Source organism: Bacillus sp. NS1, assembly GCF_058248265.1.
This window is the reverse complement of record NZ_JBZAZF010000001.1, coordinates 926731-950141: the sequence shown is the minus strand read 5'-3', so window position 1 is coordinate 950141 and position 23411 is coordinate 926731. Positions and strand designations below refer to the sequence as shown.

Sequence of the window (23411 nt, the reverse complement as noted above, 5' to 3'; positions counted from 1 at the left end):
AAAAGCCGCCTCTTCGACAGGCGGCTTATTTGCTGCTTTTTTCATTTTTCGATTCGGCACTGTCCTCTTCTTTGCTGCTTGGGAGCTGGACAGAAGGCGTGACACCTGAGCCGCCGCTTCCGTTATAAAACTGCGGCACTTCGCCCTGTACTGCTTTAATCGATACAGGAACATTATTTGTGACGACAGCGGTTTTGCTTGCAAACGGAATGATGACCTTCACTTTAATTTCAACAAAGATGCTGATATCAATAAGTGCATTATTTATGCCATACGGCTTGATTTTGGTTTTGACATCTGTAAAAGCGTCACCGATTAAATTGAACCGGACTGGGATTTTCGGCCCAAGGTTTCCGAGTAGGCTGTTGCCGGTTACCTGTCCCAGCGGAATGTTGATCATAATATTTTCACTGGCGCCGCTGTGTCCGGTGTGGGTTTCCATCTCTTTCAGATGAGCTTGAAGCTGCTTTGTTACTTTTGTTTTCACACTGTTTACGACCTGTGTATTAAAATCGATTGTCGTTAAGTTTCCGTTTTCATCAGAATTCATTTGAAACATATCTTTCATATTCTCACTGTCAGACATATAATCCTCAATTGAATCCTGGATCACCTCTGTCGCTATACGCTTCGTTTCCATCTCGCCGATACTCATTAAAACAGGTTTGATCGAGCCATTGATCATCCAAAGGCTGACTGTAGTTGACAGGATAAAAAAGACAACTGACAGAAGCATCACATACCGGAAAGGCAAAGGTCCTCTCTTGCGAAAAGGGCCGCGATATCTTGGCAAGAAAATCCCCCCTTACATATCACAATGTATGCTTGTAAGAGGGGACATAGTAATAGCAGGGCCAAATTATTTTATTTCGCCATTTTTAAAAGTGCTTCTCTGCCGCTCATGCCGGCATGGATGCCGAGATCTTCCGCGGCGTACGTGACGGATTCTAAAGGTGCATCTAACAGCTGGTCAATGGTGCGTACACCAACTGCGCGCCCCGCCACAATGCCCCGCTCCTTTAATTTTTCATTCAGCAGTGCCACATCAAGCGCGCCGCACATAATGTATCCGTGATCATTTGTGACTGCCATAAAATTCGTTTTTGGAAGCTTCACTGTCACAGCTGTAAAAGGCTGTCCTTCTATCATGATTGGTGTCAGATTTACCACGTCAACCACTCCCTTCATCTTCACTTTATGATGAAGGGCACAGCTTGTTGTGGGCTGACCTCCTTATTGCGCGAGCTTCCAAGCGAGCAGATCCCGTAAAAACTCCGGCATAAAATATTCTTTTTCTGCGGCGTCGCGGATGATCGGAAACAGTCTGCCGAGCGTAAACATGTCAAGCACCGCAACAGAGTATTGTTTATGTTTTTCAATCTCTTCCCCGTTCAGCGTGATCCGTGTGACATGCGTGATTCCGTCATCCAGCCGTTTCGTTTCTACTTCAACACCCGCGTACACCATTTTTCCCATTACTTCTCCGCGGAAGCCGAGTCCTTTGATCCGGAGCTGCTCCACTTGTTCGGAAGCCGCATGGACAATGGTCTCTTTCAGTTCTTCTCCCGTCAGGCGGACAGCTACCGGGTTGATCGGATGAGGGCAGATGCGGTGCAGATCCAGCTTCGTCACAGGACCCGCTTTCAGCGGACCGAGAATGACACCGGAATTCACCATACTGATGTCCGTCCCGCACCATTCCTTTAATGCGTACGCCAAAAGCAAAGGCAGCTCTGATTCTTCAAACCACTTCACCTCAGCATCTTGCGCGAGCTCTGCAACGGCCTCGGACATCTTATCCTCGGCTTCATGTTCTTTTTCATGAAGAAACGCTTTTGTTTCTGCTGATTCTCCTGTCCATTCCGCCATATTCTGTACTGACGCTGTTTTGCTGATGATGCTTCGCTGAATGCTGTCCACCGTGATTTCTACACAGCCGACATAATGCCCGTATTTCTCGGCGCTGGCAAGTAATACGCCGTTTACCTCTTGTCCATCTTCAAGCAAATGATGGGTGTGCGATTCGAGTATCACATCAATCTCAGGTACAGCTTCAGCCATCGCCTGATCATCAAGAATGCCTAAATGCGACAGTAAAACAATGATATCAGCCTGCCCTTTCACTTCTTGAATGGTTTCCTTTACGCTTTCAAGAGCGTCTGTTACTGTCCATCCCAGTTTGTCATAAACGGGATAATACGGCACAGTTACGCCTAAGAAAGCAATGGACATACCGTTTTTCAATGTTTTGATATGGTAAGGAACAGCCCAGGACGGACGGTTTCCGTTTTTGTCATACAGATTCGAGACGATAACGGGAAATTCAGCATGATCATATAAGGCTGCGAGCTCTTCATGCGGAAGCGTAATCCCTTCGTTATTGCCGATCACCGCTCCATCAATGTGAAGACGGTTTAAGAGATCGACATTCGCTTTTCCGAAAGTCGCCTCTGTCACGAATTGAAAACGATCAAGATGATCGCCAATATCAAAAACGAGCGTCTCTTCGCTGTCTGATTGATGCTCTTTTCTTTTCTGCTCGATATAATCTACAATTTTCGGCCAGTTTTCAAAATGGCTGTGCAAATCATTTGTATGATATAAGCGGAGCTTCTCCTTCATATTATCTCTCCCTAATCGTTCAGCTGAAAATGCCTTCATAAATGAGCTGGCAGCCGATCAAAATCAATACGATCCGCATGATCATTACGATCGTTTTCGTCTGCATTTTTCTGTTGATGGCGGCGCCAAGCTTTCCGCCGAACCAAGCACCAGGCACAAGTGCGAGGGCATACAGCCAATTGACGTGCCCGGAAATAACATGTGAAACAGACCCTGTCATAGAGGACAGGAAAATAATAAACATGGACGTTGCCACCGCAACCTTCGGCGGGAACAGGAATAACAGCATCATCGCCGGAACCATGAGCGATCCGCCGCCTATTCCGAAAAGCCCCCCTAAAAAGCCGACGACAAAGGCAATCGCAATGCCAATAGGGGCCTGATATGAGTACGTATAAGGCTCACCTGCATCATCCTGAAATGTCCGAATAATCCCTTTATGAGCTTTATTGACCGGCCGGGCTTTCGCTTTCAGCATTAAGGATAATGAGATAAGAATCATAAAAATGCCAAACCAAATGGAAAACGAGTTTGAATTGAACAGCTTTGACACGTAAGCTCCAATAATACTGCCGGGACCTGAACCGATAAAGAAAATGAGCCCGCTCTTATAATCAACGGTTTTATATTTAATATAAGCCAAAGTTGAAGAAAGACCCGTAAAAATAATGACCAAAAGCGAAGTTCCAATTGCGACCTGCGGCGTTACATCCTGAAACAGCGGCGTCACTGCGCTTAGAAACATAAGAGACGGCACGATGACAATTCCGCCGCCAAGCCCAATCAGACTTCCAACCGTACCTGCGATTAATCCCAGTACGACCAAAATCACAAACGACATCAATCAAAACCTCTTTTCTAAAATAAATCGAGCTGTCTCGGAGCAAGTCCGCTGTACTCGATATCAAGCAGTTCAAGCATCTGCTTGCCGTTATCCGCGGCGTCTCCGCCGGAATTGTTATTGAACAGGACAAAAACATCCTTACATTGCTGCTGCAATTCATTCAGGTGCTTTTTCCAATCCTCCAGCTCCTGTTGGTTGTAGCGGTATAGGTACCTGACCTCCCGCCAGTTTTTCCCGCCATCAGGCTTCATCCAGCCCTGCTTGTTGCGCCCGTGAAACCTGACGAGCGTTTTGTTTTCATCGGTCGCGCGCAATACAGTCGGAACGCTTCCTTCTCCGATTTGCGGTTCATCACAGACACTGTGAATCCAGCCTTCCGCTTTCATAAATGAAAGCGTCTGCTCATAAAATGGCGGAGAGAACCAGGAGCGGTTTCTGAATTCAAGCGCACATGGGATATCGCCCATTTGGTGCTTGCACCATCTCAAATAAGCGACATTCTCCTTCTTGCAGTCAAACCATGGCGGAAATTGAAACAGCACCATGGCAAGCTTATTGCTATGTAAATATGGGGTTAAAGACACCTTAAACGCGGCAAACATCTCCTCTTTTGAGTCAAAGGGAATTTCTCCGCGCTGATGTCCCGTCATACCCTGATACGCTTTCACGATAAATTGGAAGGTTTCCGGCGTTTCCTTCACCCACTTTTCATTATTTCGCGCCGGCTGAATTGCGTAAAAGCTCGCGTCTAATTCAACGATCGGAAAATGGGAGGAATAGGCCTGCAATTTTTTCTGGCTGGCCGTTTTCGGCGGATAGATGCTGTCATGATCCCCCCATCCCGTCAGTCCGATATAAATCACAATCATTCACCTCTCTCCCAGTTTATCACACGTGTTTTCAGGTTTCCTCGGAAATGCTGTTCATATGGCGGGAAAATGCTGAATGAAGATGCTGGTATTGTTCCTCATTCGTATCTAAAAACGCTTCTTCTCTTGAAGAAGGAATGTGCTGATATTCAAGCGGCGCCTGAAACTGTTCACTCGTAAAATCGTACATCACGCCATTGATGCTGTTATAAAAATGCCAGCTCTCACCGACTTTTGTTTTGAAAATAGCGCCGCCGAATTGATCCTGAATCACCAATGCTGTCACTCCGCATTGGCCGCATGCCGGACATTCTTCTGTCCATTTAGAGCTCGTATGGCGCGACCAAGATTGCTTTAGTATGTATGTGACATGTTTCATTGCCTCCGCCGCCTCCCATTTAAAAAAGATACCACGTTGATTGCATTTTAAAAACTGATCAGATGCTTATGTATGATAAATTAGTGGTAATGAATGACATTCCGGAGGCGAATCATGAAAATCAACCTGCTTACGATCGGTACGAGGGGCGATGTACAGCCTTTTATCGCATTAGGAAAAGAATTATCCAAACGCGGACATCATATAACGATTTGCACTGGAGGCGCGTTCAAAGATCTAGCCGAGAAAAACAGGCTCACCTTTTCAGCCATCAGAGCTGATTACGCAGATTTGACGCAATCAGAAGAGGGAAAAAACATGCTGAAAGGGAATCTGATATCGATTGTCAGCCAAATGAAAACCGTCATTTATCCGATGATGGAACAAATGTTAGACGATATATGGGCGGCCTCTAAAGATGCTGATGCAATCATTTATCATCCTAAAGTATTTGGCGGTTATGATATAGCCGAAGCCCTGCACATCCCTGCCTTTATCGCTCATCCCGTTCCTGTTATAGCTCCCACCCGTCTTTTTACAAACCCTGTCTTACCGTTTGCCATGCAGAACGGAGCCCTTAACAGAGCCAGTTTTAAAATGAATCGATTATTGACCGCAGCGTTTTTTTCGCTGATTAACAAGTGGAGACATGAGACACTTAGCCTGCCTGATAAACGTTCTGTTTTTAAGGATGATTCCATACTGAATGGAAAGCATATTCCTGTTCTGTATGGGTGCAGTCCTTCCATCATTCCCTTTGACCAACAATGGAAAGGCCATGTTTCTATGCAAGGATTCTGGTTTTTAGACGAAGATGCCTGGACCCCTCCACCTGAGTTATTGCGTTTTTTAGAAGCGGGGCCGCCTTTTACGGTTAGCTTTAGCAGTATGCCATTACGAAACCCGGATCACATTCTGGACATGCTTCAGCAAGCATTCAAAGAAACCGGGCAGCGTGCCATTTTGCTGACGGGCTCGAGCGGGATTAAACAGACGATAGATTCACCTCATATTTTTACAGCCGGCTCCATTCCTCATGACTGGATTTTTCCTCAATCACAAGCTGTCATTCATCATGGAGGGGCTGGGACGACGGCCGCGGCATTGAAGGCCGGCAAACCTATGGTAATATGCCCATTCTCAGGGGATCAGCCTTTTTGGGCAAGAAAAATGCGAGACATCGGAGTGGCTGCTGCCCCTCTGAAAGAAAGGGATATGTCAGTTAAAGCCTTCGTTTCCAAGATCAATGAACTGGTTTCAAACCATACGTATTCTCAACGTGCATCTGAAGCTGCCTCTCTTATAGTTAAAGAAGATGGAGTTAGACATACTGCGGATTTTATTGAAGAAAAACTAGAGGAAAAAAACCCGGCAAAATAAATCTGCCGGGTTTTTTACGATGGAACGATCAGCGCTCCCTCAATTGCTCTTTCTGTTTTGTCCCTGCCACTGTACACACACCGGCCCCTGCTGTATGTAGCCGAAATGCCGCAGGGGAATGTATGTCCTTCGTAAATGCTATGCTTATGCTTCGCAAACATCGATTCTCTTGTGACAGTGTACGGCTCCATGCTGACGAGGACAAAATCTGCATCACATCCCGCTTCAAGCCGCCCTTTTTTCTGAAGTCCGAATCGTCTCGCAGGTGCAGCCGCTGTCCATTCAGCGATGGTTTCAAACGGAATTTGATGTTCAAGAGCCAATTCCAGCATTCCTAATAAAGTGAACTGTCCGCCGCTGATTCCGCCCCATGATAAAAAGAGATTATCCTCCCGCTTTAAGGATGGACGACAAGGGGAATGGTCTGAGGAAACCATGTCAATGTGCCCCGCAATGAGCGCCTCGATCAGCGCTTCCTGCGACTCCCGTGACCGGAGCGGAGGCGCGCATTTTGCAACAGAGCCCTTTTGCCGTAAATCGTCATGGCTGAACAAGACATAATGCGGGCATGTTTCGACCGAAACATCAAGCCCTTCCTGTTTCGCCTCTCTGATCAGCCGGACCGCTTTCGCCGTGCTGATATGGACAAAATGAACCGGACAGCCCGTCACCTTCGCATACTGAATCGTGCGATACACCGCTTCAGCTTCGGCTTCCTCCGGGCGAGAGGCGGCGTACGCATCTGCATCCACTTTTCCTTTATTGGCCAAAACCATCTGCAAATAGCTTGTGATCGCGTCGCTCTCGGCGTGAAGAGCGAGGATTTTTCCTGCAGCCGCGATTTCTGTCATGCCTTTGAGCAAGGTTCGTTCATCAACAGAGCGGAACTCGTCTGTGCCTGATTTTGATAAAAATGCTTTAAACCCGATCGCTCCCGCTTCAGCCATTGGGCGGATGTCATCGATGTGACCGGGCACAAGGCCGCCCCATAGCGCAAAATCCACGATTGACTTTTCCCTGCCGAGTTCGGCTTTTGCGAGAAGGTGTTCTGCCGTCACAGTTGATGGAATGCAATTGAGCGGCATATCAAAATAAGTGGTGCAGCCGCCTGCTGCCATCATCTGGGAACCTGTTTCAATCCCCTCCCAGTCCTCTCTGCCCGGTTCATTGAAATGAACATGGCAGTCTATCGCACCCGGAAACACATATTGGCCGTCTGCCTGGATCATTGCTGCCCCGCTTGCTTCAATGGCTGAACCAATCTCGGCAATGACACCATTTTGAACAGCAATATCAGCTTCTTTAACGCCGTCTGGCGTAACTGCTTTCGCACCTTTTATCACCATATCGTACGCCATATTGATCCCCCCTATGTAAAGTTGACGATTTTCCATGTCAGTTTATGTAACACAATCAGTTCTATTTTCAACAGTTTACTGCTACTATGATCGTATTACATCAGCAAAACCGCTAGAATTCCTATTGAAAATTATTCATCTTAACCAATATTTTTTATAGAAAAGGAGAATGCTCTATGAATATTTTTGATGTGATGAAAATACCGGCTTATAAAAACGCCAATTTAATCGCGGGAAAAGCAGGAGGAGAAAGAGAGGTTCAGCATGTCAATATGATGGACGCTCCGGATATCGCAGACTTTCTGCATAAGAACGAATTACTCGTCACTACCGCGTATCACCTGAAGGATCACCCGCACCAGTTATCTGAACTGATTCAGCAAATGGCAAAACGCGGCTGTGCGGGCCTCGGCATTAAAACAAAGCGCTACCTGGAGGATATCCCGAAAGAAATCATCGAGCTGGCCGATTCATACGCGTTTCCGATCATTGAGCTTCCAGAACACATCCGCCTCGGCGATATTGTAAATGCAACACTCAGCCACATTCTCGATATGCGTTCTAACGAGCTGCAGCAAGCCATTTACGCACACAAAAAATTCACAAACCACATTATGAGCGGAAAGGGGCTGCAATCTCTCCTTAAAAAGGTGTCAGACCTTCTTCAGCTGCCCGTGCTGCTTCTTGACCAGCATGCCAAAATACTGTCAGCATCCCATCAGATTTCATTTGAAACCGTAAAGCTGAAAAGCACCCTGAATACCGTATCCGGGCCGTTTTTCACTTGTTTCTCTACGTTCTCGGATCGAAAAACGTATTCTGTTCTTCCTATTTATAATCACGAAAAAAACTGCGGCTACCTGCTGATACCGGACATGGTGCAGGCTGGCGACAAAGGGTTGATTCTCACCATTGAGCAAGCAGCCAACGTGATTTCCTTTGAACTGCTGAAGGAAAATGCGCTGAAGCAATTCGGCCGGCGTGCGCGCAATGAATTTTTCAGCAATTTTATTGAGCGCTCATTTTCTTCAGACGACGAAATCAAAAACCGGGCGAAGGAGTTTAAGCTTCGCTGGGATCAAAAATACATGTGCATTGCCGGAAAACTCGACCGGAATGACGAATCGATCAGCTTTACAGAAAATCAGCTCGCTTCCGACGGCGTATTCGAATTTCTTGAAGGCGAATTATCAGCCTTCCCGTTTCCGCCTCACCTCTTTATTAAAGGAAATGTCGGCATTATTCTGATTGAGGCGACAGACAGCTGGAGTGAAATGCACGCCTCGGTGATCAGCTTTTTAGAACAGTTTCAAACACAGGTCAAAGCGCAATTTAAACGGACTGTGTCCTTTGGCATCAGCAATATATGCCAAAGGCTCATTGACGTTCCCGACGCGTTCACCGAAGCTTCAGACGCTCTGCAATCAGGGCATTTGTCAAGAAGCACGGAGTTTATTCAAGTGTATCATGCCAAAGATGTGCCTGAGCTTCTCCGCCTGCTTCCTGTTGAAGATTTGAAGAAGTTTTACAACTCGACGCTTCAAAGCCTTGCTGAAAAACAGCAGGAGGACCAAAGCCTGCTTCATACGCTGTCCGTCTATTTAGAGACACACTGCCAAATTTCCGAGACGGCAAAGCGTCTGTACGTTCATCGTAATACGGTCATCTACCGCCTTGAAAAATGTGAAGAGCTGCTGGGCAAAAGCTTAAAAGATCCTGAGACGACGATGCGTTTGCGGCTTGCCTTACGGATGCAGCGGCTAATTAGCTAATTGTTTGTCACATTCTCTTACAAACCGAATCGTTTTTCGTCACTTTCAGCAATAGCACCTGTCTTTTTCGGCTACTGTATCCAATGACACCCGATAATCGGCACGCTATCATGTTACTAAAGTTCACATATAAAAGGAGGGACTATGGTGAAACAAAAATCGTTCGCGGTGTTTACTCTTGGACTGCAACATGTGCTGGCCATGTATGCAGGTGCGATTTTAGTGCCCCTGCTTGTCGGCAGGGCGCTGAATGTAACACCTGAACAGCTGTCTTACCTGTTGGCGATTGACCTGTTAACGTGCGGCGTCGCGACACTTTTGCAAACCTTGCGCGGAGCACACATCGGCATCGGGCTACCCGTCATGCTCGGCAGTTCATTTGTGGCCGTCACCCCGATGATTGCAATAGGCGCGAATTACGGCGTTCAAGCGATTTACGGTTCAATCATCGCGACAGGAGTTTTCATCTTTATGTTTGCACGTTTTTTCGGCAAGCTGACCGCGTTATTCCCTCCTGTCGTAACAGGTACCGTTGTAACCTTAATCGGCCTTTCACTTGTTCCGACAGGTGTGAAAAATATGGCTGGCGGCGAAAAAATAAACGGCAGCGCCAACCCCGAATACGGTTCGCTCGAAAACCTTCTTCTCTCTGTCGGCGTCCTTGTCCTGATCTTAGTCCTCAACCGCTTTCTCAAAGGGTTTGCCCGAACCCTGTCCGTTCTGATTGGAATCGCTGCCGGAACAGCGGCAGCAGCCATCTTAGGCAAAGTCAGCTTCTCTGATGTCGCTGAAGCCCCTTACTTCCAAATCCCGAAGCCGTTTTACTTCGGAGCCCCTTCATTTGAAATCGGCCCGATCTTAACGATGCTGATCGTCGGAATCGTCATTATTGTCGAATCAACCGGCGTTTTCTACGCAATCGGAAAGATATGCGGCAGACCTTTAACCGCAAAAGACCTTGTCAAAGGCTATCGGGCGGAAGGAATCGCCATTCTCATCGGCGGGCTGTTCAACGCCTTCCCCTATAACACCTTTGCGCAAAACGCCGGCTTACTGCAGCTGACAAAGGTAAAAACGAGAAATATCGTTGTTACTGCAGGCTGTATCCTTGTCTGTCTCGGACTGATTCCGAAGATTGCAGCTCTTGCTTCCGCCGTTCCTGCGGCTGTGCTTGGCGGCGCGACCGTTGTCATGTTTGGCATGGTGATTGCGTCAGGCGTCAAAATGCTCAGTACAGCGGATCTCACAAATCAATATCACCTGCTGACCATCGCATGCTCAATCGCACTCGGCATCGGCGCCAGCACGGTGCCCGGGATTTTCGCTGAATTCCCCGCTCCTATCCGGATTCTGGTAAGTGACGGAACCATCACCGGAAGCCTGACCGCCATCTTTTTGAATCTATTTTTCAGCTTGCGCGGCAAAAAAGAAAAAACAGCGCAGAAAACTGAACTTCCAATATTAGACCATACACTTGCATTAGAAAAAGAGGTGTAAAAAAGATGAAGGAACAGCACAATGCCTTTCAGCTGATGATGCTCGGACTTCAACATATGCTTGCCATGTATGCGGGAGCGATTCTTGTTCCGCTGATCGTCGGAGCGGCGATCGGGCTGAGTCCGGGGCAGCTGACGTATTTAATTGCGATCGATTTATTTATGTGCGGAGCAGCGACTCTTTTACAGCTGCGGAAAAACCGATATTTCGGCATTGGCCTCCCTGTTGTGCTCGGATGTACGTTTACCGCAGTCGGCCCGATGATTTCCATCGGCAGCACATACGGTGTCGCAGCGATATATGGCGCCATTATCGCCGCAGGGCTGATTGTCGTCTTAGCCGCGGGCTTCTTCGGAAAGCTTGTCCGTTTTTTTCCGCCTGTCGTGACTGGTTCAGTTGTCATGATCATCGGCATCAGCCTGATACCAACTGCAATGAATAACCTCGCCGGCGGTGAAGGAAGCAAAGACTTCGGCTCACTGGAAAACGTGCTCCTCGGGTTTGGCGTCACAGCTTTTATCTTATTGCTGTTTTATTTCTTTAAAGGCTTTATCCGCTCCATTGCGATTTTACTTGGCCTTATCGCAGGAACAGCGGCTGCATTCTTTATGGGAAAAGTTGATTTTTCTGACGCCATGGAGGCGTCCTGGCTTCATGTTCCGTCTCTGTTTTATTTCGGCCCGCCAACCTTTGAGCTGCCGGCTGTTCTCACAATGCTTCTCGTTGCCATTGTCAGCCTGGTTGAATCGACAGGCGTTTACTTTGCTCTGGCTGATATCACAAACCGCAGGCTGTCGGAGAAGGATTTGGAAAAGGGCTACCGGGCGGAAGGCCTTGCAATTGTGCTAGGCGGCTTATTTAACGCGTTTCCCTATACAGCCTTCTCGCAAAATGTCGGCATCGTCCAGCTTTCAAAAATGAAAAGTGTCAATGTCATCGCGATTACAGGAATTATGCTGATAGCAATCGGACTTGTCCCAAAAGCCGCAGCATTGACAACAGTGATTCCCACTCCAGTTCTCGGCGGCGCGATGATTGTCATGTTCGGCATGGTCATTTCTTACGGGATAAAAATGCTTTCCAGCGTTGACTTCGATTTGCAATGCAACCTGCTGATCATCGCCTCTTCCGTCAGCTTAGGGCTCGGCGCCACCACAGTTCCCGCGTTGTTTTCATCTCTCCCGGGCGCAGCCTCAGTCTTGGCAGGAAGCGGAATTGTGATCGGCAGTTTGACGGCAATTGCACTGCACGCTTTTTTTCAAACGAAACAGCCGAAAGGCACTGAAATAAAAACGTAAAGGAAGATGCCCATGTTCACAATGGATGACCTGAACCAAATGGATACACAAACACTAACAGACACGCTTGGATCTATTTTCGAACACTCCTCTTGGATTGCGGAGAAAGCTGCGTCATTGCGCCCGTTTTCTTCCCTTTCTGACCTTCACCACACAATGGCCGGCATTGTAAAGGCCGCGGACCGCCAGATACAGCTTGATTTGATCAACAAGCACCCTCGTCTCGGAACAAGGAAAACAATGAGCGCTACCTCAGTAAGAGAGCAGCAAAACGCAGGGCTCAGCAAACTGGAACAGCAGGAATACGAGGAATTTCTCAAGCTGAATGAACACTATTATGAACGGTTCGGCTTTCCTTTCATTTTAGCGGTAAAGGGAAAGACGAAGCAGGACATTCACCAAGCCCTGCTGGCAAGGCTGAAGAACGAAAGGGAACCGGAGTTCCAGCGGGCTCTAGAAGAAATTTACTGCATCGCCTGTTTTCGTCTGGCGGACATCATAACTGAAAAAGGAGAGACGCAAATGAATAGAACCATGTCTTACGGCAAAGGCAATGTATTTGCATACCGAACGTTTTTAAAGCCGCTCACAGGAGTGAAGCAAATCCCAGAGTCATCTTTTACCGGGAGAGCCAATTCCGTTGTCGGCGTTGATGTGACATGTGAAATTGGCGGAGATGCCTTCTTGCCATCATTTACAGATGGAGATAATACACTCGTCGTAGCTACAGACTCAATGAAAAACTTTATTCAGCGCCATCTCGCTTCCTATGAAGGGACAACAGCCGAGGGATTCTTACACTATGTGGCTCACCGGTTTTTAGATACCTATTCTCATATGGACACGATCACTCTGACCGGCGAAGACATTCCGTTTGAAGCGATGCCTGCATACGAGGAGCAAGAGCTCGGCACCAGCCGCCTCGTCTTCAGAAGATCGCGCAATGAACGCGCTCGGTCTGTTCTGAAAGCGGAACGAACCGGGGATACAATAAAGATCAAAGAGCAATACAGCGAAATCACGGATCTTCAGCTCGTCAAGGTGAGCGGCAACTCCTTCGTCGGCTTTATCCGGGACGAGTATACCACACTCCCGGAAGACGGCAATCGCCCGCTGTTTGTCCATTTAAACATCAGCTGGCATTATGAAAACACAAATGACGCATATGCTGCTGATCCCGCCCGCTATGTTGCGGCTGAACAAGTCCGAGACTTAGCGAGCACCGTTTTTCACGAGCTCGAAACCACTTCAATCCAAAATTTAATCTATCATATCGGCTGCAGAATATTAATGAGATTCCCGCAGCTCACTGATGTCAGCTTCCAATCTCAAAATCACACATGGGACACGGTCGTTGAAGAGATCCCAGGGTCCAAAGGAAAAGTCTACACCGAACCGCGCCCGCCATTCGGTTTCCAGCGCTTTACCGTGACAAGAGAGGACGCCGAGAAAGAAAAACAGAAAGCCGCTGAAGCATTAGGGAGCCTGAAGGCATAATGGGAAAGCTGACAACCCATATCTTGGATTTAACCTGCGGCAAACCAGCGGCGAACGTAAAAATTGAATTGAAGCGGCTGGGCGAAGGCAGCAGCAGCCTTGTCAAGAAGGCAGTCACCAACGATGACGGCCGAGTCGATGCTCCGTTGCTGGCTGGTGAAGAGCTGGTGTCCGGGGAATATGTGATGGAGTTCCATGCAGGAGACTATTTTGCGAGAAAAAAAGCGAGTACGGCCGGCCAGCCGTTTTTAACCATTGTCACCGTCCGTTTTCAGCTTGCAGATCCAGATGCGAATTATCATATCCCGCTTTTGCTGTCACCGTTTGGTTATCAGGTGTATAGGGGGAGTTAAAGAGGTAGCCCGCCGGTGATGCTGGCTTTAATATGTGTAGGGGTTAGCTGGCAGCACCGCATAAATAAAAAACCTTCTCTATTTTGAGAAAGGTCCTGAGAATTACGTTTGAAAACAGTACGCAGCAATATGGGTCATACTACAGGTTTCATTTTCTTATCCTAACTGTTTTAATCGTTTTTGATTATGCGTTCTCTATCAAGCCTTTAGACAAAAGATTCATTTTTTCTTATTTAGACTTAAATCTTTGTCGAAAATGATCGTCTGCCATATCTTATACTATTCTCACTTAAGGAGGTAGCAATATGGGTTACTCAAATGGTTATGGTAGCTCCTTCGCTTTGATTGTGGTGCTATTCATTTTGTTAATCATCGTTGGAACCTCTTTCTTTGGTGGTTTTCCAGAAGGCGTTCCAATTTAGTATGTTATAAGCACCTCCCTGTTTGGGCTAGACGCCATGAGAAATCTTTATGGCGTTTTGCTATATTCATTAACTAACGGTGTGCTGACAAAGGTTCTGAAAGAGAAATATAAACATCGTATTAGATTCAATTATCTTTGAGACATAAAAAAAGACCCTCCGTTTTAGAAGGGATTATAGGAGTAATCGTTTTTCAGATTTTAAGACGATCTGAAGCGATATGAAATGTGTTTTGTTGGTTTTCTTTAAGTTGGTTCCGAAACCACATACTAAAGTCAACGCCTTCTCTCTTACACATTTAGACAAAATATTCATTTTCTCTTTTTTAGACTTAAATCTATGTCGAAAATGATCGTTCGGCATATCTTATACTATCCTCACTCAAGGAGGTGGCAATATGGGTTACTCAAACGGTTATGGTAGCTCCTTCGCTTTGATCGTGGTGCTATTCATTCTGTTAATCATTGTTGGTACTTCTTTCTTTGGTGGTTATTAAGTTTAACATTGCCTAGCTCCTCCGTTTTATGAGCACCTCCCTTTTCGATAGACGCCATAAGAAATTTTATGGCGTTTTGCTATGTGATTAACTAATCTCTCTGACAAAGTTTCTGAACCAGAGAAATATAAACTTTTGCTACAAATCTGCATCTTCAAAATATCCACAGTGCTCACCCCCACTGGCTGAGTCCACAATGCTCCAGCAAAAGAACCGACAATTGACCTCCGGCTGCTCTTTAGATATATTACAATTCGAAAATAAATTGAAAAGACTAATAAGCCCGGCTATTAAAAACCGGACTCTCTTTTCCCGCCGCTCAACACTTTTCTGATCCTGCAAGCAGACCGCATAATCCCGCCGTACCCGGTACACCGGCACAAATTTCCCGCGAGCCCTTCTTCTATCTCTTCATCTGTGGGATGCTTTTTTTCCTCGAACAGCGCTTTAAGCGCAATCGTCATGCCTGGGGTGCAGTAGCCGCATTGGAAGCCGCCTTCTTCGAGAAAAGCAGTTTGGCAGATATCCAGTTCTTCTTTTTGAAGCCCCTCGATGGTTGTGATAGAGCGGCCGTCTGCTTGATAGGCCATCGTCAAGCACGCATTCTCCAGCCTTCCGTTTATTAGGATGGAGCATGCTCCGCAGCGGCCGATTCCACAGGACACCTTTGTCCCGGTCAGATGAAATTCCTTTCTAAGCAGGTCACTCAGACGTGTCGTGGGAACGGCTGAAACCTTACGCTCCTGCCCATTCACGGTCATTTGAAACTGTTCCTTTTTTACAGGAAATGACCCGGCTTCTTTTACGTCCATTGCTTCATCTCCTTTCTGTCTATCGCGTCAAGTAGCTCTTCTCTTGAAATCGGCAGCTTGTTTATCCAGCATCCGACCGCATCGTGCACAGCCTTTACAATCGCTGGGGTGATGGCGATCGTTCCGATTTCACCGATGCCGCGCGGGCCGTGAGAATCACCTTCTATCAGCTCTTCTATCGCGGTCAGCTTCATTTCAGGAACATCCTTTACACCGGGAATGATATACTGGTCGAGATTTTCCGCCGCATAATGGCCGTCCGTCATTTTGGCTTCCTCCATCAGCGTGTAGCCGAGCGCCATGGCAGCGCCTCCTTCAATTTGCCCCTGATAGCCTTGCGGACTAACAACCGGACCTGCCGCAATGGCGTGCTCACAATCTATCACTTTGATATCGCCTGTTAATAGATCAACCTCCACCTCAACAGCCGCCGCGCCAAATGAATAGAGAAAATGGCCGCCCGCCACAGGATCAGGCGTTGCCGGAAAATCGAATGCGGTTTCCTCTGCCAAAGGGCCTTTTTCAGCCAGCTCTCTATACGTCACCACGAGCTCCTTTGTGGATTGATCACGTAAACCCGCTGCACCGAGAATAAGGTTTTCCGCCACACAGCCGCTCCATTCTGCCGCCCTTTTTTTCAACTGAGAAAGAAATGGCTTCTTCAAACGCTGGATCGCATGCCACACCATGCTTGTGCCGCGGGATGCGGTGGACGAGCCTGATTTCGGCACTTTTGCGGTATCCCCGATGACAATGGAAACATCCTCTGCGGCACAGCCCAGCTCCTCGGTGACAATAAGTTCGATTGCGGCTAAGATCCCCTGTCCGCATTCTTCAAATCCGAATGAAGCTGTGATTTTGCCATCACTTGAAAGGGACAAACGGCCTCCTGCTGAATCCATTCGGCCATATCCCAGCCCGCCGCCGTGCATCGCAATTGCCGCTCCCGTGCCTCTCCGTATATACCCGGGGTTCTGGTGTTTTCTTATGAGAATGGGAGATTCAGAAATGGCATTCAACACCTGCGCCGCTCCGTCAGTCGGTGCAATCTGATGCTCTAGCGGCCCTAAGTCATACGGTTTTCTAATATTTTTTCTTCTCAGCTCCAGCGGGTGGATTCCGACCATGCTGCTGAGACGATCTAGATGGGTTTCGAGTGCAAATGTGATTTGATTGCCGCCAAAGCCCCGAAATTCTCCCGCCACCCCGTTGTTCGTAAACACAGATATTCCTTCAGTCCGGATATTTGGAATACGGTACGGTCCCACGGCATGCTCGACAGAAAAGTCAAGAACGGCCGGTCCGAGCGTAGCGTAAGCGCCTGTGTCTGCCACAATTTTCACATCATGAGCCAAAAGCTTCCCCGCATGATCCGCACCCGTTTTTATCGTAATCTTCATCGGATGGCGCTTAATGCCTGAACGTACAGATTCCTTTCTGGTCTGATGAATTTTGACAGGAAGTCCGCTTTTCAAGGCCAAAAGCGCGGCATACGGCTGGATATTCAGCTCATCCTTCCCGCCGAACGAGCCGCCCATCGGACTCGACACAACCCTGATCTTTTCTTCAGAAATGTTAAAAATACGGGCAAGCTGGAAACGGTCTTTATAGCCGTGCTGCGTTCCTGCATACATCGTAAATCCCCCACCGTCCTCCGGAACGGCTACGCCTCCTTCCGTTTCCATATACGTATGCATCTGCCGCGGCAGCTCATAAGTTTCTTCAAGGAATGTGTCAGATGCTTGAAATCCTTCTTCCACATCGCCGTGTGAAAAAAACGCGCGGTGCAGGATATTCCCGTCCTCATGCAGTCTTTGCGCACCCGGCCGAAGCGCTTTTTCTGGTGAATCAATGACCTCCAGCTCTTTATACTCAACACGAATCAGCTCCAGCGCCGCTTCCGCGATCTCCTCCGTTTCTGCAGCCACTGCGGCGATCGCATCGCCGACATACCGCACCCTGTCCTTACATAAAACCGGCTGGTCAGGGATGACAATGCCAAATCTATTTAAACCGGGAACGTCTTTATGAGTGACAACTGCCCGCACACCTTCCATTTCTTCAGCTTTCATGGTGCAAATCGACATGATCTCCGCATGAGGATAAGCGCTTCTCAGTACTTTGCCATACAGCATTCCCGGAAAGGTGAGATCTGTCATATATTTCAGTTCCCCTGTGACCTTTCCTCTTCCATCCGGCCTGACTCTTGACGGTTTGTTGATAATCATTTATTCCCCTCCCTCAGCCATCAGCTCTGCCATGATGACGTTGGCAGCGGCTTTTTTTCTGTATGCCGCTGACATAAAAGCATCCGCGGCAAACGGCAGCTCATGGATAAGTGTTTCGTACATCTCGTGCGGATTCCACCCTGGCGCCATCCATTTCGCTTCGCTTTCCACTAATCTTTCCGGTGTGATATCAGCATGGCCAGCGGTGAGGCGAATGCCGCCGTCTTTCAAAAAATGTCCAGCTGCAACAGCAACAGCGCCTGCAAAAGCCCGGCGCCTTCCAAGCTTGTGGTAAAACACACGCTCTCCCTCCACACGAGGAATGTTGACACGCGTGACGATGGCATTTCTAAAGTCTTCATCTATGAGCCAATCACCAAGCGGCAGCCTGATCAGCTCCTTTTGGTATACGATAAGCTCAGCATCAAGCACAAGCAATAACGGAATCAAATCACCGATTTTACTCGCGATGTTGCCGCCAATCGTGGCCCGGCTGCGGATTCCGGGTCCGGCGACAGCGGAAGCAGCATCGCTGAAACAGCCTAGCGTACTCTTGATTAAAGGATTCTTTCTGCATTCATTCAGTGTTGTGAGCGCTCCGATCGACACGTGTGTGTCACTGGCGCTGATTCCTCTCATCTCGTTAATTCCTTCAAGACTGACGAGATGCTGTTTCGGAAGAATCCCTTTGTCCCACTGAAGCTGAAGCAGTGTGCTGCCCGATGCGGCACACACATCCGGGGCAAGCTGCTCCAAAAGCGAATACGCCTCATCGAGCGCTGCCGGCCTCCATAATTGAATATTCATCCTTGCTTTTGTCACTTGGCCGTTCAAATCACCAGCCTCCTCACTATGTCGTATTCCTCCGGTGTATCAATGTCCTTCAACTCCGCGCTTGTCTTCGCCTCCAAAACGGCTCCTGTTCCAAGCTGCCCGCTTTTCAGGAGACTGCGAGCCCCCTCATCTCCCTTTAACTCCTTTACATAAGGAAAACAAGCCGATGAGAAATAGATTGGCGGGGTGAGCGCGCCTAAAGATGAAGACACGGCAAATGACACAGGAGCCATTGCCACAAGGGCATTGAGATGATCGACGGAAAGCCTAGGCTGGTCGGCTAATAAAATGACAACGCCGTCCGCTCCCATGCTTTCTGCTTTTCTCACCCCGCTGCTGACTGAATGACCTTGGCCTTTTTCAGTATCTTGACAAACGTGCAGGCTCCAGCGTTCTCGAAAAGGCGGCGAGTGATATGGCGCCCCCATCCACTCAAGGGAAGCATGTTCAGTTCTCTCGATAATCAACACGTGATCAAGATGGGACAAAAGAGCGGTTTGCAAAGAAAGCGAGCCGATGGTTCCTCCTTTTAACGGTAAAGCCAGCTTGTTTTGGCCCATCCTTTTGCTTTTGCCGGCAGCGAGAAACACTCCGATAATATAGGGGTTTCTCATACAACCGCCAGCCGTTTTCTTGTTTGAATGATTTCCGCGACAACGCTGACGGCAATTTCCTCGGGGCCTTCCGCACCGATTTTCAGCCCGACCGGACTGTAAAAGTGAGCCGGGGGCTGTTTTCCATTCAGCAGCCGTTTGGTACGGTTTGACGAACCCAATAGTCCGATATAATGAAGATGTTGAGCAAATAAGAAGTTGATGATCGCTTGATCGTGCTGAAAATGGTGAGTTGCCACAACAGCTGCATCATGCGGGTAAAACTGAAATTCACTGAGCATTTGTTCTGGAAAAGCGGTGATCAGCCGATCCGCTTTTGGGAAAAGAGAGGATGTGCAATAAGCGGGACGCCAATCTGTCACGATAACAGAAAACCCTGTATCAGCCGCCAAATTGGCAAGCGGCATAATATCCGGTCCCGCTCCGAACAAAATGAGACGCGGCTTCGGTTCAATCCGTTGAATAAACATGTTGGTTGATGGATCAAAATGCGGTAAATGAAGCGTTGAAGCGGTACGTTGAATGTCTTGCAGAGGCGCGTCCGGCCAGTTCCCAAAATGCCCGTTCTCGGACAGAAACATATAACGGGAGGAGTCAAGCTGCGTAACGGCTGTGACAGCTTTGCCTGTATGAAGGCAGTCCCTCACTCTTTCATAGTGCCGTCTCTTTTCCTGAGTGATTCGCTCCGCATGAATATGAATCATGCCGTTGCATCCTGCTCCCATACCCCAGGAAAGATCGTTCTCCGCCCGCATGTCATATGGAATCAGCGCTGACGTCAGTTGATCGCCCAGTTCACTGATTCTGTGGAGTAAATCTTCTTCCACACACCCTCCGCTCAGCAAGCCGACCCGTTCGCCATTACTCTTAAAGAGCATAGAAGCGCCTGCTTTTCGATACGCTGAGCCTTCAACTTGAACAATTGTCGCCAGCACAGCCTCATCCTGATCTTCCAGGAGCGCATCTAACATCATTTGCAAATTTCCCAACGCTGCATCCTCCTCTCAAAAATCGCTTTAAGAAACAACAAGTTCAGCATGATTTTATAGGTAACTTGTATAAAGAATAGCTGATGGAAGGAAAAATGACTCATGCTTCGTCAGAAAATGCAACACGGGGAAAGAGGATTTGTAAAAAGGGTCAAACGAAGAAAAACAGATTGGAGAAAAAGCGAAAAATCGTATCACTAAAAAAGCTTGCGGCGTTCCCACAAGCTTCGATTGTTGACAAAATCCTAAAACGGTTTATGGTTTTAGGGTTTTGTCATCTTTTCAGCGTGATTGAAAACCCTTGAAGTCTAGGAAAGGCGAGCATCAGAGCACAGCGAATAATGAAATTCGTGAGCACCGAAGCGCAGCCTTGACAACGAATGCGAGGGTTTGTCGACACGCTGAAGCTTGCGGACTTCCCGTAAGCTTTTCTTTATACCGCCGCCTGGCGGCCGGCGTTTTCGTACACATCAAGCGCCGCTTGGAGCGCTTTTCCTGCTTCGATCCCTGCGCCATGTCTGAGTAGTACTGCCTCTAACCCGGCAAGCACGAACAGCACGTTTTCTTTTCTGCAGCTGTAGCCCATCGTGCCGATTCTCCAGATCTTTCCCACCAGAGGGCCGAATGAGCTGGCGATTTCGATTCCGAATTGCGCCAACAGCATGCGGCGGACAGACTCGCCGTCAACGCCACCGGGGATTTCTACACAAGTGACAACAGGCATTTTGCAGGTGTCATCTCCAAACAGCTTCAGCCCCATTGCCTTAATCCCTGCTGATAATGCGGTCTCATGATGGCGATGCCGCTCAAAGCGGGCATCAAGACCTTCTTCAAGCACCAGCCTGACACCCTCACGCAAAGCGTACAGCATCGTCGTCGCTTCTGTATGATGATTGAGCCGTCTTTCGCTCCAATAATCCTCAAGCTGGCTTAAATCAAAATAATTACTTGTGATCGGCCGGTTTCCCGAAAGCGTCGACCTGTCAGCTTTTGTCGCTATGCCGCGCTCCACCTTTTTACGAGCCGCAATCACATCTGCCACCCGCTCATTATATGTAATCGGCGCCATCCCCGATGGAACAGACAAGCATTTTTGCGTGCCGCCGATGGCTGCGTCAATCTTCCAATCATCGACTTTGACCTCGCAGCCGCCAATCGTCGCAACTGCATCGACAATAAACAATGCATCCTCGGCTCGGCAGGCTTCGCCGATTGCTTTCAGCGGGTGAATTCGCCCTGTGGATGTTTCCCCATGCACCATGGCCACAATTTTCGGCCTCACTTTTTTCAATCCCCGTATGATGTCATCTGGGTCAAAAACCATTCCCCATTCACACTCAAGTGTATGAACATTCGCCCCATACCGCTCAGCGATTTCAGTCAGCAAATAGCCGAAGCGTCCATAAATGGGAATGAGGACATCATCTCCCGGCTCAATCACACTCGCCAGCACCGCTTCAATTCCCGCCCGTGAAGTGCCGTCAATCGGGTATGCCCAGCGATTTTTCGTTTGGAACAGCTCCCTGAGCATCTCCATCGTTTCATTCATGATATCCGTAAACGCCGGATCAAATTGGCCGACAACCGGGGTGCTCATCACTCTTAATACACGCGGATCAACCTCAACAGGACCCGGCGTCATAATCGTTCTTAATGGGGTACATAATTCTTTTCTGCCTGACACAGCCATTCCTCCTTTATCAATAAGCCAGTTTGTATAATAAATCAATCAATGCGCGGACACCGATCTCAAGCTGTCTGGCTGAGGTATATTCCTTCGGTGAGTGGCTGATCCCGCCGCGGCTTGGCACAAACAGCATACAAGCTGGATGGCGCCTTCCGATCATTTGCGCGTCATGCCCTGCTCCGCTCACCATTTCTTCACAGCTGATGCCGTTTTCTGCCGCTGTTTCAGAAGCCGCAGCCTTCAACCTTTCGTCCATTGGCACAGGCTCTATCCGCATATATTCATCAATTACGGCGCGAATCCCTTTTTGATGGCAAATGCCGTTGATCAAAGCAGCCATGTCTTCATGAAATTGCTCCAGCACGTGCTGATGCTGATGGCGAATATCGATTGAAAACTGCACGCGGCCCGGTATGACATTGGCTACATTAGGCTCTGCCGTTATTTTTCCGCATGTCAGGCGGAGCTCATCCGGCTGCTCTTCCGACCGCAGCAGCAGTTCATGAATGATGTGGCTGCTGGCTGCAAGCGGGTCCTTTCGCCATTTCATGGAGGTGGTTCCCGCGTGATTGCATTCCCCCTCCAGCGTGACGAGATATCGCCTCTGACCCGCAATACTTGTCACAATGCCGAGGTCCCGCCCTGACATTTCCAATGTCTGCCCCTGTTCAATATGAAGCTCAACAAAAGCGCTGATATCTGTCCTATACGCTGACTGGAACACGCCTTTGCCAAAACCGCTCTCATACATCGCTGTTTGCAGAGAGACGCCTAATTCGTCTCTCGGTTCTCCTGCATCCTTTACTGAAAAAACGCCCGTCATATTCCCCGATCCCCAATAGGTCATCGGAAAACGGCTCCCCTCCTCCTCACATAAGGAGACTGCTTCGAGTGTTTTTTTCGGCGCTCCGTACGTTTCTTTGAGCTGCTTTATCGCGAGCATTGCCGCAAGAACGCCATAGGCGCCGTCATACTTTCCCCCATTGATAACCGTATCGATATGTGAACCGGTTACAATCACTTCATCTGGAGACTGGGTGCCCGAAAGCCTTCCAAACACATTTCCGACATCGTCGAATCTTGTTTCAAGCCCAAATGAAGACATTTCCGTTTTCACGGCGAGCTGCGCGTCCATCCACTCTTTTGTGTACAAAAGCCTCGTTACGCCGCCGTCCGCAGATGCGCCGTATTGGGCGAGCCATTCAATATAATCTGTGATGCTGTTTTTGACTGAAAGCTTCTGCTTTTCCATGTACTCCCCCCTGGCCGTTATGGTGACTTCATTATAGAAGGGGGAACTCGATAGTTCATTGACAGATTAACCAAAAAATCGTTTATTTTTTAGTCACAATATCCATTCGGAACTAGATCGGCCAGAACCTCCCTACCTCTCAGTGTCATTTTCATGTAAAGTCAATAGAAAATACGGTAAGGGAGAGAGCCAATATGCAACAGAGTCC

General features: G+C 48.3%; 22 protein-coding genes. 8 read left to right on the top strand and 14 right to left on the bottom strand.

Annotation, left to right across the window (positions count from 1 at the left end):
* Window positions 1–25: 25 nt before the first annotated feature.
* The 6 genes from yunB to AC4CV5_RS04740 all read right to left on the bottom strand — a co-directional run bounded on the left by yunB (window position 26) and on the right by AC4CV5_RS04740 (window position 4714).
* Window positions 26–793, bottom strand: coding sequence for a sporulation protein YunB (gene yunB / locus AC4CV5_RS04765; RefSeq protein WP_166848741.1), 768 nt, complete (start codon window positions 791–793; stop codon window positions 26–28).
* A 71-nt stretch (window positions 794–864) separates the two neighbouring features.
* Complete coding sequence (locus AC4CV5_RS04760) at window positions 865–1170, bottom strand: YunC family protein (protein WP_166848738.1); 306 nt, start codon at window positions 1168–1170, stop codon at window positions 865–867.
* Between the two features lie 63 nt (window positions 1171–1233).
* Window positions 1234–2622 carry a bifunctional metallophosphatase/5'-nucleotidase gene (locus tag AC4CV5_RS04755; protein WP_490922156.1) on the bottom strand — a complete coding sequence of 463 codons (1389 nt, stop codon included), beginning with the start codon at window positions 2620–2622 and terminating at the stop codon, window positions 1234–1236.
* Window positions 2623–2641: 19 nt separating this feature from the next.
* Window positions 2642–3463: a sulfite exporter TauE/SafE family protein gene (locus tag AC4CV5_RS04750; protein WP_373923054.1), complete on the bottom strand. Its 822-nt coding sequence runs from the start codon at window positions 3461–3463 to the stop codon at window positions 2642–2644.
* Between the two features lie 17 nt (window positions 3464–3480).
* Entirely contained in the window at window positions 3481–4329 is an 849-nt protein-coding gene (locus AC4CV5_RS04745; RefSeq protein ID WP_222142447.1) for a DUF72 domain-containing protein, read from the bottom strand.
* Between the two features lie 37 nt (window positions 4330–4366).
* Window positions 4367–4714: a YunG family protein gene (locus AC4CV5_RS04740; protein ID WP_248602161.1), complete on the bottom strand. Its 348-nt coding sequence runs from the start codon at window positions 4712–4714 to the stop codon at window positions 4367–4369.
* Window positions 4715–4828: 114 nt separating this feature from the next.
* Between AC4CV5_RS04740 and AC4CV5_RS04735 the strand changes: the two genes are divergently transcribed.
* Window positions 4829–6094, top strand: a complete 1266-nt coding sequence (locus AC4CV5_RS04735; protein WP_222141977.1) for a glycosyltransferase — start codon at window positions 4829–4831, stop codon at window positions 6092–6094.
* A gap of 14 nt (window positions 6095–6108) precedes the next feature.
* Here the strand turns inward: AC4CV5_RS04735 and AC4CV5_RS04730 are convergent, their stop codons facing one another.
* A complete protein-coding gene (locus AC4CV5_RS04730; RefSeq protein WP_166848724.1) occupies window positions 6109–7452 on the bottom strand; it encodes an allantoinase in 1344 nt (447 codons plus the stop codon).
* 176 nt (window positions 7453–7628) lie between these two features.
* Here AC4CV5_RS04730 and pucR point away from each other — a divergent pair, with 176 nt between their 5' ends.
* The 7 genes from pucR (at window position 7629) to AC4CV5_RS04695 (ending at window position 14787) form a co-directional block, all read left to right on the top strand.
* A complete protein-coding gene (gene pucR, locus AC4CV5_RS04725; RefSeq protein ID WP_248602164.1) occupies window positions 7629–9224 on the top strand; it encodes a purine catabolism transcriptional regulator PucR in 1596 nt (531 codons plus the stop codon).
* A 147-nt stretch (window positions 9225–9371) separates the two neighbouring features.
* A complete protein-coding gene (gene pucJ / locus AC4CV5_RS04720) occupies window positions 9372–10721 on the top strand; it encodes a uric acid permease PucJ (protein ID WP_490922155.1) in 1350 nt (449 codons plus the stop codon).
* 5 nt (window positions 10722–10726) lie between these two features.
* Window positions 10727–12019 (top strand): uric acid permease PucK, encoded by a 1293-nt coding sequence (pucK, locus tag AC4CV5_RS04715; RefSeq protein WP_490922154.1) that lies wholly within the window; start codon window positions 10727–10729, stop codon window positions 12017–12019.
* A gap of 12 nt (window positions 12020–12031) precedes the next feature.
* Window positions 12032–13516: a factor-independent urate hydroxylase gene (gene pucL, locus AC4CV5_RS04710; RefSeq protein ID WP_490922153.1), complete on the top strand. Its 1485-nt coding sequence runs from the start codon at window positions 12032–12034 to the stop codon at window positions 13514–13516.
* Complete coding sequence (gene uraH, locus AC4CV5_RS04705) at window positions 13516–13869, top strand: hydroxyisourate hydrolase (protein WP_166848715.1); 354 nt, start codon at window positions 13516–13518, stop codon at window positions 13867–13869. Before pucL ends, uraH begins: the two co-directional genes overlap by 1 nt.
* A gap of 305 nt (window positions 13870–14174) precedes the next feature.
* Window positions 14175–14291: a YjcZ family sporulation protein gene (locus tag AC4CV5_RS04700; protein WP_166848712.1), complete on the top strand. Its 117-nt coding sequence runs from the start codon at window positions 14175–14177 to the stop codon at window positions 14289–14291.
* 397 nt (window positions 14292–14688) lie between these two features.
* On the top strand, window positions 14689–14787 hold the full coding sequence (locus AC4CV5_RS04695) for a YjcZ family sporulation protein (RefSeq protein WP_032732263.1): 99 nt from the start codon (window positions 14689–14691) through the stop codon (window positions 14785–14787).
* Between the two features lie 290 nt (window positions 14788–15077).
* On the opposite strand, the gene pucE is transcribed toward AC4CV5_RS04695, so the two are convergent.
* The 7 genes from pucE to allC all read right to left on the bottom strand — a co-directional run bounded on the left by pucE (window position 15078) and on the right by allC (window position 23203).
* Entirely contained in the window at window positions 15078–15599 is a 522-nt protein-coding gene (gene pucE / locus AC4CV5_RS04690) for a xanthine dehydrogenase subunit E (protein ID WP_490922152.1), read from the bottom strand.
* Entirely contained in the window at window positions 15590–17827 is a 2238-nt protein-coding gene (gene pucD / locus AC4CV5_RS04685; RefSeq protein ID WP_490922151.1) for a xanthine dehydrogenase subunit D, read from the bottom strand. Before pucD ends, pucE begins: the two co-directional genes overlap by 10 nt.
* Entirely contained in the window at window positions 17828–18661 is an 834-nt protein-coding gene (gene pucC, locus AC4CV5_RS04680) for a xanthine dehydrogenase subunit C (protein WP_490922150.1), read from the bottom strand.
* Complete coding sequence (gene pucB / locus AC4CV5_RS04675; protein ID WP_490922149.1) at window positions 18658–19275, bottom strand: xanthine dehydrogenase accessory protein PucB; 618 nt, start codon at window positions 19273–19275, stop codon at window positions 18658–18660. The genes pucC and pucB overlap by 4 nt, the downstream gene beginning before the upstream one ends.
* Complete coding sequence (locus AC4CV5_RS04670; protein WP_490922148.1) at window positions 19272–20264, bottom strand: XdhC family protein; 993 nt, start codon at window positions 20262–20264, stop codon at window positions 19272–19274. Before AC4CV5_RS04670 ends, pucB begins: the two co-directional genes overlap by 4 nt.
* Before the next feature lie 433 nt (window positions 20265–20697).
* Complete coding sequence (gene pucG, locus AC4CV5_RS04665; RefSeq protein ID WP_490922147.1) at window positions 20698–21948, bottom strand: (S)-ureidoglycine--glyoxylate transaminase; 1251 nt, start codon at window positions 21946–21948, stop codon at window positions 20698–20700.
* Window positions 21949–21964: 16 nt separating this feature from the next.
* Window positions 21965–23203, bottom strand: a complete 1239-nt coding sequence (gene allC / locus AC4CV5_RS04660; protein ID WP_490922146.1) for an allantoate deiminase — start codon at window positions 23201–23203, stop codon at window positions 21965–21967.
* Window positions 23204–23411: the final 208 nt, after the last annotated feature.